Below are 12,807 nucleotides of genomic sequence, written 5' to 3' on the forward strand. Positions count from 1 at the left end.
GCATGACGACAGGGCCCCACCATGGTGGGGCCCTGTCGATTACGTTATCGGCGTCGTGTTACCGGTCCGAGGCGAGGTCTATGAGGCCTGACGATGCCGCCGCAGCTCACCGTTCAGGGCCTTGATAATGGTGTAGCACATCAGCAGCATCGCCACGGAGAACGGAATCGCGGTCGCCGTCACCCCCGCCTGAAGCGCCGTGAGTCCCCCCCCGATCAGCAGCACGATGGCAACCAGCCCCTCCACCGAGGCCCAGAACATGCGCTGGGTACGCGGGGCATCGATCTTGCCGCCGGCGGTGATGGTATCGATCACCAGCGATCCGGAGTCGGAGGAGGTCACGAAGAAGACCAGTGCCAGGAAGATCGCCAGGGACGACATCACACTGGTCAGCGGCAGCTCGTTGAGCATGCCAAAGAGTGACAGCTCGGGGCTGTAGGCATCGATCACGTAGTCCTTGACCAGGCTCCCCGCGGGGTCGGCATAGAGCTGATCCAGCGCCGTGGCGCCGAACACGCCCATCCAGATGAAGATGAACAGGCTCGGGATCAGCAGCACGCATATCACGAACTCGCGCACCGTGCGTCCTCGCGAGACCCGGGCAATGAACATGCCCACGAAGGGCGCCCAGCTGACCCACCAGGCCCAGTAGAAGACGGTCCAGGCCTGGCGGAAGGCGTCATCCTCGCGACCAAAGGGCATCGAGAGCGGGATGAACTCCGTGACGTAGGTCGTCAAACCTGTCCAGAAGCCGTTCAACGCCACCAGCGTCGGTCCGGCGAACAGCACGAAGAAGAAGAACAGCAGCGCCAGTACCATATTGACCTCGGAGAGCCTCTTCACACCGCCTTCGAGGCCACGCCATACCGAGACCAGGGCCACTCCGGTCACCACGATGATGGTCACCACCTGAAACTGGGTGCTGACGTCGAGACCAAAGACGAAGTTCATGCCCGCATTGGCCTGCTGCGCCCCCAGCCCCAGCGACGTCGCCAACCCGAAGAGGGTCGAGAACACCGCCAGGATATCGATGGCATGCCCCCACCATCCCCAGACGCGCTCACCGAGCAACGGAAAGAAGGCCGAGCGGATGGAGAAGGGAAGGCCCTTGTTGTAGGTGAAGATCCCCAGGGCCAGGGCCATCACCACATAGACCGCCCAGCCGTGGAGCCCCCAGTGGAAGTAGGTTCCCGCCAGCCCCATGGCGCTGGCTTCGGCGATGGCATCAGGGTCGAGAGTACCCTCGGCGCCGAAAGGCGATGTCACCCCCAGCGGCAGCGAGACGTTGGCATGGTAGACCGGCTCCAGCACACCGAAGAACATCAAGCCGATGCCTATTCCGGCGGCGAACAGCATGGAGAACCATGAAAGATAGCTATATTCGGGCCGTGCCTCCGGCCCTCCCAGTCGCACCGATCCATGGGGCAGGATCACCAGCGCCAGGCAGAACACAACGAAGAAGTTGACCACGAGCATGAAGTACCAGTCGAGCTTCCCCGTGGAGAAGGCGACAACCGACTGGAACACCTGCCCCGCCAGATCCGGGAACATCAGGGTCAGCAGGATGAACGCTATCGAGACCAGCGCCGATATGACAAAGACACGGTTGTGGACATCGAAGCCGAACGGGCCCAGCTGCCCCTCGATATTATCCTGACCGATGACATAGTCGGTCTGCATGTCGCTGTTGGCCTGATGCGGGCCCGTCACACTCGGATCGTTCATCACAGGCGCCTCGGCTGATGGGGTAGTTCGAGTATAAGTCGTATCGGCACCGAGCATGCTGGGTATTTTCACCACCGTTCGGGGAGAGACGCAGGGTCACCGGCTGACGGTGATTGAAGTGCCTGTCCGATGCCCCGAAAGGCAGTAACCAGTATGATGGGGTCGCACTCCGCCATCCGCGGGGCCCCTGCGTTGGAAATGAGAGGATCTGGATGTCACCGCTTGCCTTCCTGGCGCCGCTCGGCGCCGTGCTGATCTGGTCCGGCAACATGACCATCAACCAGCTGACCGTCGGTGCCATTGCCCCCAGCAGCATCGCCTTCCTGCGCTGGATACTGGCCCTCGTCGTGCTTACCCCCCTGGTGGCCCCGGCAGCCTGGCAACACCGTGCGACGATCCGCCGGGAGTGGCCAAAGCTCGCCGTGCTGGGACTGCTTGGCATGGGACTATGGCAGGGTCTCGCCTATATGGCCGCCGAAACCACCAGCGCCACCAATATGGGTATCCTGGCCGCCATGGTACCGCTGCTCACCGTGCTGCTCAGCGCCCTGATCCTGCGCGAGCCACCGAGTCTCGGCGGGGTTGCCGGCGGTGCCCTGGCGCTGGTCGGCGTGGCGATCCTGTTGGGACGTGGCAACCCGCTCTCGCTGCTGGAGCTGACGGTGGCCAGGGGCGACGCCCTGATGCTGGTGGCTGCCACCTGCTATGCGCTCTATGGCGTCATGCTCAAGCGCTGGCCCATCGAACTACCACCCTGGGTACTGCTCTATGGCCAGGTGATCTTCGCCGTGCTGATCCTGCTGCCGACCTACCTGCTGGGGCCGATGACGCCGGTGGACTCCGGCAATATCGGTCTGATTCTCTACGCCGGCATCCCCGCCTCCATCATCACCACCTTCCTGTGGATGCTGGCGATCCGCCGCATCGGCGCCAGCCAGGCCAGCATCTTCATCAACCTGATGCCGCTGTTCAGTGCCATCATCGCCATGTTCGCCCTGGGCGAGCGTATTGCGTTCTTCCACTTCCTGGGCGGTGCCCTGATCCTGGCCGGTGTGGTGATGGCCCAGACCCTGACTCAGCCGCTAGCCATTGCCCACCGTTGCGTCCTCGGTCAAGAGAAGAACCAGTAGCAGACGACAATGGCGGTGAGGATACCGGTCAGGTCGGCCACCAGGGCACAGCCCAATCCATGGCGGATCCTGCGGATGCCCACCGCCCCGAAGTAAACCGCCAACACGTAGAAGGTGGTCTCGGTGCTGCCCTGCATGGTGGCCGCCAGCAGCGACGGGAAGCTATCCACACCGAAGGTGTCCATGGTCTCGATCATCATCGCTCGGGCACCGCTACCCGAAAGTGGCTTGATAAAGGCCGTGGGCAACGCCTCGACGAAGCGAGTATCCCAACCGAGTCCCTCTGCCAGCCAGCGGAATCCGGCCAGGCCGGCATCCAGCACCCCGCTGGCCCGCAGCACACCCACCGCTACCAGCATGGCAATCAGATAGGGCAGCAAGGTCACGGAGAAGCGCACCCCCTCCCTGGCTCCTTCGATAAAGGCCTCGTAGACATTCACCCGGCGCCAGGCTCCCACCACCAGGAAAAGCACCACGATACCGAATAACGCCAGATTGCCCACCAGGGTAGAGGTAGCGGCCAGCACCTGAGCCGACATCCCTGCCAGCATGGATAGCAGCAGTCCCAGCGCCAATCCGGCACCCAGCAGGTAGGCCAGCACCACGGGCTGCCACAGGCGGATTCGCTGCATCACCGCCACACTGAGCAGCCCGGCCACGCTGGAAGCCGTCGTGGCCAGCAGAATCGGCAGGAAGACGGCCGTCGGCTCCGCAGCCCCCTGCTGGGCGCGATACATGAAGATGGTGACCGGCAGCAGGGTCAGGGACGAGGTATTGAGCACCAGGAACAGAATCTGCGCATTGCTGGCGCGATCACTGACGGGGTTGAGTTCCTGCAGGGAGTGCATCGCCTTGATGCCGATGGGAGTGGCGGCGTTGTCCAGCCCCAGGATATTGGCGGCGAAGTTCATGGTGATCAGGCCCATGGCCGGATGGCCGCTGGGCACCTCGGGCATCAGGCGACAGAAGAGTGGGTCGAGCAGGCGAGCCATCAGCCGGATCATCCCGGCGCGCTCGGCAATAGCCAGAAACCCCAGCCACAGGGTCATGGTGCCGGCCAGCACGATCACGATCTCGACGCTGAGTTCTGCCATCTCGAACAGTGCCGCGACCAGGCGTGCGAATACCTCGGGATCCCCCGCCCCCAGCCACTGCCAGAGAGCCGCGACAAGGGCGGCCAGAAAGAAGCTCAGCCAGATTCCATTCAGCATGGTGCGACCTTCCCATGGAGAGACGACATTCGGAGGGTACCCAATCCCACCCGCACTGCCCATGCCTGAGAGATTCGAGTGGTCCGAGAGGCTCGCCGCCCATGCTAGACTGCCCGCTCTGACTCGACCGACCAAGGATGCGCCATGTCCCTCGACGACCTGCACCTCACCCTTCGCAATCTGACGCTGGACGACTACCCCCAGCTCGAGTCACTGATGGATGCCGTCTACCACGATATCGGCGGCGCCTGGTCGCGACACACCATCGAGCGCCTGATCGGTGACTTCCCCGATGGCCAGGTCGCCATCGAGGACGACGGCCGCCTGGTGGGCATCGCCCTGACCGTCAGGGTCGATTACGACGAATTTACCAACCCGCACAAGTATGATGACCTGATCGGCAAGCGCGAGGTGATCCTCGACAACGCCGAGGGCGACGCCATGTACGGGCTGGACGTGCTGATTCACCCGGACTACCGCGGCTACCGCCTGGGACGACGCCTCTACGATGCCCGCAAGGAGCTCTGCCGCTCGCTCAACCTGCGTGCGATCCTCGCTGGCGGGCGTATTCCCCAGTACCACCAGCACGCCGAGGAGCTCAGCCCCACCCAGTACATCGACCGGGTGGCCCGCAAGGAGATCCACGACCCGATCCTCTCCTTCCAGCTGGCCAACGACTTCCAGGTCAAGCGCCTGCTGCGCGACTACCTGCCCGAGGACGAGCAGTCCCAGGGCTATGCCACCCTGCTGGAGTGGAACAACTTCCTCTATGAGCCCGCCGAGCTGGTCCTCGACACCCGCAAGACCCAGGTCCGTGTCGGTGCGGTGCAGTGGCAGATGCGCGAGTTCGACTCGGTGGAGGCGGTGCTGCAGCAGGTGGAGTACTTCGTCGATGCCCTTTCCGACTACCAGAGCGACTTCGCGGTCTTCCCGGAGCTCTTCAACGCGCCCCTGATGGGGCTGCAGGACCGCGCCGCCCAGCAGGACCAGATGGCCGCCATCCGCTTCCTGGCCAGCTTTACCGAGCGCTTCAAGACCGAGCTCTCGCGCATGGCGGTCTCCTACAATATCAATATCATCGCCGGTTCCATGATCGAGGTGGGCGAGGACGACCGCCTCTACAACGTCGCCTACCTGTGTCACCGCGACGGCACCCTCGAGCGCCAGGCCAAGCTGCATATCACGCCCCAGGAACGCCGCGACTGGGTGATCGAGGGCGGCGACGACCTCCAGGTATTCGACACCGACGCCGGACGCGTCGGCATCCTGATCTGCTACGACGTGGAGTTCCCGGAGCTGCCAAGGCTGCAGGCCGAGCAGGAGATGGATATCCTCTTCGTGCCCTTCTGGACCGATACCAAGAACGGCTACCTGCGGGTGCGCCACTGTGCCCAGGCCCGCGCCATCGAGAACGAGTGCTATGTGGTGCTGTGCGGCAGCGTCGGCAATGTGCCCTCCATCGAGAACATGGAGATCCAGTATGCACAGTCGGCGGTGTTCTCGCCCTCGGACTTCGCCTTCCCCCACGACGCCGTCCTCAACGAGACCACCCCCAACACCGAGATGATGCTGTTCTCGGACCTCGACCTGACCCGGCTGACCGTGGTGCGCAACGAGGGCTCGGTGACCAACCTCAAGGACCGCCGCAAGGACCTGTTCGACCTGCGCTGGCGCGACTGGTCATGGAAGTCCGGGGGCCGGCCATCCGGGGCCGATCTCGACGAGAGCTGAGGAGGCGCCTGAGCGATGCTGAACCGCCTGCGCCGCTGGCGCGAGCAGCGCTTCGCGGCGCGCCATCCCCTGCCGGAAGAGGCCTGGCGGGAGGCGCGCCACCGCGTACCGTTGCTGGCCGCCCTCGGCGAGGAGGAGGCCCGGTGCCTGGGCCAGCGCGCCTGGCGTTTCCTGCACGCCAAGCGCATCAGCCTGCATCCGGAGCTTGCCGAGGCCACGACCTTCGACCTGCCGGCGCGACTCGCCCTGGCCGGTCAGGCCTGCCTGCTGACACTGGGCTGGCGCGACGATGAACACCTCGAGGCCTTCGGCAACGTCCATGAGGTCCTCATCCTGCCCGACGCCTTTCGGCGTCGCGTGGAGGAGATGGACGAGTTCGGCGTGGTCCACGAGTATGACGACGAGCGTGCCGGGGAGACCTCCCACCAGGGGCCGGTGGTGGTGGCCTTCCCCGACCTGATGGAGAGCGGCGACTTCTCGGGCTTCAATGTGCTGATTCACGAGTTTGCCCACAAGCTCGACCTGGGCAACTCCCTGGATGTTGACGGCTTCCCGCCGCTGCCCGGCGATATCGACCCGCGGGAGTGGCACCGGGTGTTCATGGCGGTGTGGGATGACCTTCAGGCCCGCCTCGCTCGCGGTGAGGCTACCCCCATCGACGACTATGCCGCCACGCACCCCGGCGAGTGCTTCGCGGTCTGCTGCGAGGCCTTCTTCACCGCCCCCGACCTGTTGCATGATGCCTATCCGGCCCTCTTCGACCTGCTCGGCCGCTACTTCCGCCAGCAGACGCTGGCCCGACTGCCGCCCTCGGCGGACCAGGCCCGGCCCGAACACCATTGACCCCACTGGCTCATTACCGATTGCCCGTTACCCTCTGGAGGCACCGATGATCGATCTGCGCAGCGATACCGTCACCCGCCCCAGCGCCGCCATGCGCGATGCCATGCATGCCGCCCCGGTGGGCGATGATGTATGGGGCGATGACCCCAGCGTGGCTCGCTTCGAAAACGCCCTGGCCGAGCGTGCCGGCAAGGCCGCCGCCCTGCTCTTCCCCAGCGGCACCCAGAGCAATCTGGCCGCCCTGCTCGCCCACTGTCAGCGGGGCGACGAATATATCGCCGGCCAGCAGGCCCACACCTACAAGTACGAAGGCGGCGGCGCCGCGGTTCTCGGCGGCATCCAGCCTCAGCCGGTGGAGCACGCCGAGGATGGCTCGCTGCCGCTTGACCGCATCCGCGCCGCCATCAAGCCCGACGATTTCCACTTCGCCCGCACCCGCCTGCTGGCACTGGAGAACACCATCGGCGGACGCGTGATCGATGCCGACTATATGCACCAGGCCACCGAGCTGGCTCGGGAGCACGGCCTGGCCACCCACCTGGACGGCGCCCGACTGTTCAATGCCGCGGTGGCCACCGACACCTCGCTGGCCACGCTCTGCGCGCCCTTCGACACGGTCTCCCTGTGCTTCTCCAAGGGGCTTGGCGCGCCGATGGGCTCGGCCCTGGTGGGCCCCCAGGCACTGATCGACGCGGCACGACGCTGGCGCAAGGTGCTGGGTGGGGGCATGCGTCAGTCGGGCATCATCGCCGCCGCCTGCCACTACGCGCTGGACCACCAGGTGGCGGACCTCGCCGATGACCACCGCCGCGCCGAGCGCCTGGCGGCGGGCCTGCGGGCGCTGCCGACCATCGAGGTGCTCTCCCAGGCCACCAACATGCTCTTCCTGCGGGTGCCGGAGCCTCATATCGCGCCACTGCGGGCCTGGCTGGCCGAGCGCGAGATCCTGATCGAGGTTCTCTATGACACCCGCCTGGTGGTGCACCGCGACCTGGATGACGCGGCCATCGATGCCACCCTGGCGGCATTCGAGGAGTATCTGGCGCAATAGCCCTGTTGCTTAACTGACAATGGCCCGAATGACATCGGGGCAGCGCACCGAGGGTGACCCATGGAGAAACTGGAGATTCGTGCCCTGACCAGGGCCGAGGCCCGGACCGCCGCCGGGCTGCTCGGCCGGGGCATGCGCGACAATCCCACCCACATCAGGGCCTTCGGGGCCGACCCAGTCCGGCGTGAGCGCACCCTACGACGAATCTTCGTGCCCTTCCTGCAGCGCCAGCTAGGTGAGGGTCGAGTCCTCGGCGCCTTCGCGGGCCAGCGACTGGTCGGCGTGGCGGCCCTGGCCGCCCCGGGTGGCTGCCAGCCGACCCTTGCCGACAGGGGGCGAGCGCTGCCGGCCCTGCTCGCGAACGGCCCGGCGAGCGCCCTGCGCATGCGGGCCTGGGTGCGGGTGTGGGCCAGGCGAGATGCCGGCATGCCACGGCACTGGCACCTCGGGCCGCTGGCGGTCGCCCCCGAGTGGCAGGGTCAGGGAGTCGGCAGCCGGCTGCTGAGTCGGCTATGCGATTACCTCGACCGACAGCGCGACCTGGGCTACCTGGAGACCGACCTTCCCGAGAATGTCCGGCTCTATCGACGCTTCGGCTTCGAGACCCTGGCCAGCGAGCCCGTGATCGGAGTGACTCACTGGTTCATGCAGCGCCAGCCCGACGGCTAGCATCGAGGGGGCTGGCGGCCAGCCACATGACCCCGCGAAGCACCGCCCCTGCGAAGCATCGAATCTTACGAAGCACCGGCCCCTGCGAAGCACCGAAAAGGGCGGCCCGCCGGCCGGCTGTCTCAGGACCGGCCCATGGCGAGCCGGCGCTTCAACCACTCCCAGAGCAGCGCCGCCTCCGGCCGGGCCGGTGCGCGCGCCGGGCGCACCAGCCAGAACGCTTCGTCGCTCTCGACCTCCCAGTCGAGCGCCGCCACCAGATCGTCTCGATGCTCCACCAGCCGCCGATGCGTCAAGGCGATGCCCTCGCCCAGTGCCGCGAGGGAGAGCGTCATCGTTTGCGTATCACAGATCAGCGGGGCTCGGCGCGAGGCCAGTGCCGGCACCCCAGCGGCCTCCAGCCAGGTCGGCCACCCCACCTCGAACCCCACCGCATGCAGCAGGGTGTGCTCCGCCAGGTCGGCCGGCCTGGTGATGCGCTCGGCCAATGCCGGGGCACACACGGGCAGCATGGTGTCGCTGCCCAGCGATACCGCCTCCATGCCTGACCATCTCCCCTGACCGTAACGGATCTCGATGTCGGCGCCCTCGGGCCCGAAGTCATCGGGCCAGATGGCACTGACGAGTCGCAACGCCACCTCGGGATACTCGCGGCGAAAGGCGCCCAGGCGCGGCGCCAGCCAGTTCTGCTGCACCACCGGTGTGGTGCGTAGCGTGACCGGTGCCTCATCGGTCTCGCCGAAGACCTCCCGAGTGCCCTCGGCCAGCCGGGTAAAGCCGTCCTGAAGACTGGGCAACCACGACTGCCCGGCCGGCGTCAGGCTCAGGCTGCGGGGGTGACGCACGAAGAGCTTCTGACCCAGGCGGTCTTCCAGAAGACGAACTCGCTGGCTGATGGCCGCCTGGGTCACCCCAAGCTCCTGTCCGGCGGCGGTGAAGCTCAGGGTGCGGGCGGCGGCCTCGAAGGCCTGGAGCCAGGCCAATGGGGGCAGGGCACTCATGAAATAGGCTGCCATAAATAAACTTGGGTCATAGGCGCCAGATTAATCGTTTGTGAACGCCGGGGGCAATCTCCATCCTTGGCGCCAGCCAACCGCCAGGAGAGTGATCATGTCCTTGACCCGCGAACAGCGCCCGCATCTGCCCATGGGCGAGCTGAACGACTACACCCAGGCACCGGGCCTCACTCGTGCCGAGGCAGACGACCGTTGTCTGCTGCTGACCTGGGAGGGCGATGAGCAGGCCTCGTTCCCGCTGATCTGGCTGCGCGACCACTGTGCCTGCCCCGAATGCCGCCACCCACAGACTCGCGAGCGTCTCTCCCTGCCCCGGGAGGCACCCGACGCGGCGGTGGGGGTGCAGGTGGAGGACGGCAACCTGACGGTGAACTGGGCCGACGGCCATGTCAGCCGCTTCGATGCGGGCTGGCTGCAACAACGTCGCCCGGGCTGCCCGCCGAAGGATGTGGTGCCCAGGCGTCGCCCCTGGGGGGAGAGCTTCAGCCCCGTGCGCGTGGCCCATGGTGATTTCACCGCCGGCGCCGCAGGCGAGCGTGAGTGGCTGACCGCCCTGCTCCGCGACGGCCTGGTGCTGCTCGAGGAGGGCCCCCTGGCAGACGAGGAGGTCAGTCGCCTGGCCGAGCGCATCGGGCCGCTGCGCCCCACCAACTTCGGTGCGCGTTTCGATGTGCGCTCCAAGCCCAACCCCAACAATGCCGCCTATACGGCCATCGCCCTGGCACTGCATACCGACCTGCCCAACTGGCGCCAGCCGCCGGATATTCAGCTGCTCTACTGCCTGGAGAATGGCGCCGAGGGCGGCGAGTCGATCTTCGCCGACGGCTTCGCCGCCGCCGAGAGCCTGAGACAATCGTCCCCCGAGGCCTTTCGACTGCTCAGCGAGACCCCTATCGACTTCCGCTTCCAGGACGAGCATCACGATATCGTCTGGCGGGCGCCGGTGATCGCCCTCGATGAGGCGGGCAGCGTCATCGAGGTACGCCTCAACAACTGGATTCGCGACAGCCTTCTTCTGCCGGCCGAGACCATCGAAGCCTGGTATGCCGCCTATCGCACCTTCTGGCAGCGGGTCCACGCCCCACAGCATCGACTGGAGTTCGCCCTGGCCCCGGGCGAGATGGTCGCCTTCGACAATCGGCGCGTCCTGCACGGCCGCAACGCCTTCGATCCCAACAGCGGTCGCCGCCACCTCCAGGGCACCTATCTGGATCTCGATATGTGCGAATCTCGCCTGAGGGTGCTGGCTCGGCAAGCGTGATATCTCCATGCTCTAGGTCATGACGACCCTGAACGGCAAGCCTGCCTGGCCGGCGGTCGAGGCCAGCCTGTAGGTCCGGATCCGGCGGCGGCTTTGGCTGCCGGGCCTGCTGCCGTATGCTATAGCGTGACGCTCACCAGGAGTCTTCGCGCCCCATGAGTCGCCCTATCGGCATCATTGCCCTGCTGCTCACTCTGCTCGTCGCACTGGGCCTGCTTTGGCAGTGGCTGGCCATGCAGGACCTGCTTACCGTCGACGCCCTCCTGGCGCTGGCCCGGGGCTCGGTGGCCTGGCAGGATGCCCCCTGGGCCGTGCTGGCGGTGATGGCGATCTACGCCGGGGCCTCGCTGGTGATGTTTCCGCTGAGCCTGCTGGTGGGTGCCACCGGGCTGCTGTTCGGCCCCTGGTGGGGCTTCGGCTACGCCCTGGCGGGCACCATGACGGCCTCGCTGGTGACCTGGTGGGTGGGCCGTCGCATCGGCCGCGAAGCGCTGCTGCGCCATGGTGGCCGACGCCTCAGGGGGGTGTCTCGCTACCTCTCCGGCCGTGGCATCCGCACCATGGCCCTGGTCAATTTGCTGCCACTGGCACCCTTCACCCTGACCAACATGATGGCGGGGGCCTTCCATCTTCGCCTGCGCGATTACATGCTCGGCTCGCTGCTGGGTATCGCCCCGGGGCTCGCCGGGGTCACCCTGCTGGGCAGCCAGCTCGGTGAGCTGGCGACCGCCGAGAGCCGTGGCGAGCTGGCCTGGGGGGCCGGTGGCCTGCTGCTGGCGGTACTGATGCTGGTCGCGCTCAAGCGCTGGGCGGATCGCCGCCGCTGAACACGTCCTACTTTGCGGGCCCACCGGGCCACCAGTCGGGGCGCTCCTCCTCCCAAGTGGCATGCATCAGCTTGCCGAGCACGCGGCCACGATGCCTAAGCAACTGCCACTCAGCGCCTAGCCGATGACGCATCAACTCCCAGCCCCCCTCGTCGGCATGGGTGAAGGGCCCACCCGAGGCGATGGCTCGGCGGTAGACCTCCAGACATCGCTGGGCACAGCTCATCTCGTCGAAGGCCGCCGCCGTCTCCTCAGCTCCTGCCGCCAGGGGGGCTCGCCGTTCCGGATCGACGAGTTCGCCGAGCACCGCTGCCATGGCCTCGGCATCGTCACTCCTGAGTAGCCGCCCGTTGCTGCCATCGCGCACCACCTCGCGAATCCCGGGGGCATCCACGGCCACCACGGGTAGCCTGGCGGCCATGGCCTCGGCCACGACCATGCCCTGGGTCTCGCTGTGGGAGGCGAAGGCGAACAGGTCCATGGCGTGGTAGGCGTCGATCAGCGCCTGGCCCTGAAGACGGCCGGTAAAGTGCACCCGCGGCAGTACGCCGGCCTCACCGAAGCGAGCCTCCATGTCGGCCTGTGCCTCTCCCTCCCCCACCACCAGGCAGTGGAGACGCTCGTCACGAGCTAGTGCCAGACCGATGGCACGGGCCAGGAAGTCGAGGTTCTTCTCATGGGCCAGCCGCCCCAGGTGGCCGATCACGCAGACATCATCGGGAATCCCCAGCCGCCCTCGCCAGTGCTGCCCCTCACCCGCCAGATAGCGCCGGGTATCCACCCCGCTGGGCACCACGCTGATCATCGCCTCGACGCCACGCTCGACCAGCAGCCGCTGAATGCTCTCGCTGGGCGCGATCACCTCGTCACACAGCCGGGTGTACTCGGTGGAGAGCGCGACCGCGAAACGCTGCATGCGGGGGGAGTCACCGGGCACATAGTGGGTGTAGTGCTCGTAGAGGGTGTGGTGGGTAAACACCAGCGGCAGGCCATAGGTCTCGGCGGTGCGGGCGGCGGTATCGCCGAGCAGGAAGGGGTGGTGGGAGTGCACGATATCGGGATCGAAGGCCTCCACCGCCTCGTGGAGCTGGCCCGGGATCGGGACCGGCAGCGAGAAGTCACTGCCGTTGAAGTGCTGCACGGCGGCTACCCGCTCCACCCCCTCTTCGTCCTCCGGCTGACCGTCGAGACGCGGCGCCACCACCAGCACACGATGCCCCAGCTCGCGCAGTCGCGTGGCCAGGCGCTGTACCGACTCGCTGACCCCGCCGACGATGGGCAGATAGGTGTTGGTAAACATCAGTATGTTCACGATGAACGCTCCACGATCCGGAATGTTAGTG

The 12,807-nt window shown here is 66.5% G+C and carries 11 protein-coding genes; 7 read left to right on the forward strand and 4 right to left on the reverse strand.

Annotated features, from left to right (window positions below; translation table 11 throughout):
* Positions 1–78: 78 nt before the first annotated feature.
* Positions 79–1,725 (reverse strand): BCCT family transporter, encoded by a 1,647-nt coding sequence (locus E0702_RS12755; RefSeq protein ID WP_240721740.1) that lies wholly within the window; start codon positions 1,723–1,725, stop codon positions 79–81.
* A 212-nt stretch (positions 1,726–1,937) separates the two neighbouring features.
* On the opposite strand from E0702_RS12755, the gene E0702_RS12760 reads away from it, so the two are divergent.
* The gene (locus E0702_RS12760) at positions 1,938–2,855 is read left to right on the forward strand and encodes a DMT family transporter (RefSeq protein WP_132044425.1); all 918 of its coding nucleotides are present in this window, start codon (positions 1,938–1,940) and stop codon (positions 2,853–2,855) included.
* Here the strand turns inward: E0702_RS12760 and E0702_RS12765 are convergent.
* On the reverse strand, positions 2,837–4,066 hold the full coding sequence (locus tag E0702_RS12765; protein ID WP_132044427.1) for a nucleoside recognition domain-containing protein: 1,230 nt from the start codon (positions 4,064–4,066) through the stop codon (positions 2,837–2,839). The two genes, E0702_RS12760 and E0702_RS12765, sit on opposite strands and share 19 nt — an antisense overlap.
* Positions 4,067–4,210: 144 nt before the next feature.
* Here E0702_RS12765 and E0702_RS12770 point away from each other — a divergent pair, with 144 nt between their 5' ends.
* The 4 genes from E0702_RS12770 to E0702_RS12785 are packed head-to-tail and all read left to right on the forward strand — an operon-like array spanning position 4,211 to position 8,360.
* Positions 4,211–5,797 carry a bifunctional GNAT family N-acetyltransferase/carbon-nitrogen hydrolase family protein gene (locus tag E0702_RS12770; protein WP_132044429.1) on the forward strand — a complete coding sequence of 529 codons (1,587 nt, stop codon included), beginning with the start codon at positions 4,211–4,213 and terminating at the stop codon, positions 5,795–5,797.
* A gap of 15 nt (positions 5,798–5,812) precedes the next feature.
* Positions 5,813–6,640 (forward strand): zinc-dependent peptidase, encoded by an 828-nt coding sequence (locus E0702_RS12775; protein WP_132044431.1) that lies wholly within the window; start codon positions 5,813–5,815, stop codon positions 6,638–6,640.
* 46 nt (positions 6,641–6,686) lie between these two features.
* Positions 6,687–7,691: a low-specificity L-threonine aldolase gene (gene ltaE / locus E0702_RS12780; protein WP_132044433.1), complete on the forward strand. Its 1,005-nt coding sequence runs from the start codon at positions 6,687–6,689 to the stop codon at positions 7,689–7,691.
* A 60-nt stretch (positions 7,692–7,751) separates the two neighbouring features.
* Positions 7,752–8,360 carry a GNAT family N-acetyltransferase gene (locus E0702_RS12785; RefSeq protein ID WP_132044435.1) on the forward strand — a complete coding sequence of 203 codons (609 nt, stop codon included), beginning with the start codon at positions 7,752–7,754 and terminating at the stop codon, positions 8,358–8,360.
* A 122-nt stretch (positions 8,361–8,482) separates the two neighbouring features.
* On the opposite strand, the gene E0702_RS12790 is transcribed toward E0702_RS12785, so the two are convergent.
* The gene (locus E0702_RS12790) at positions 8,483–9,361 is read right to left on the reverse strand and encodes a LysR substrate-binding domain-containing protein (RefSeq protein ID WP_132044437.1); all 879 of its coding nucleotides are present in this window, start codon (positions 9,359–9,361) and stop codon (positions 8,483–8,485) included.
* 109 nt (positions 9,362–9,470) lie between these two features.
* On the opposite strand from E0702_RS12790, the gene E0702_RS12795 reads away from it, so the two are divergent.
* Both E0702_RS12795 and E0702_RS12800 read left to right on the forward strand, forming a co-directional pair.
* Positions 9,471–10,637 (forward strand): TauD/TfdA family dioxygenase, encoded by a 1,167-nt coding sequence (locus E0702_RS12795; RefSeq protein WP_132044439.1) that lies wholly within the window; start codon positions 9,471–9,473, stop codon positions 10,635–10,637.
* Between the two features lie 155 nt (positions 10,638–10,792).
* Entirely contained in the window at positions 10,793–11,464 is a 672-nt protein-coding gene (locus E0702_RS12800; RefSeq protein WP_132044441.1) for a TVP38/TMEM64 family protein, read from the forward strand.
* 7 nt (positions 11,465–11,471) lie between these two features.
* On the opposite strand, the gene E0702_RS12805 is transcribed toward E0702_RS12800, so the two are convergent.
* Positions 11,472–12,776, reverse strand: coding sequence for a glycosyltransferase (locus E0702_RS12805; protein ID WP_240721741.1), 1,305 nt, complete (start codon positions 12,774–12,776; stop codon positions 11,472–11,474).
* Positions 12,777–12,807 lie beyond the last annotated feature (31 nt).

The organism is Halomonas marinisediminis, assembly GCF_004347715.1.
GTDB classification, from domain to species: Bacteria; Pseudomonadota; Gammaproteobacteria; order Pseudomonadales; family Halomonadaceae; genus Halomonas; species Halomonas icarae.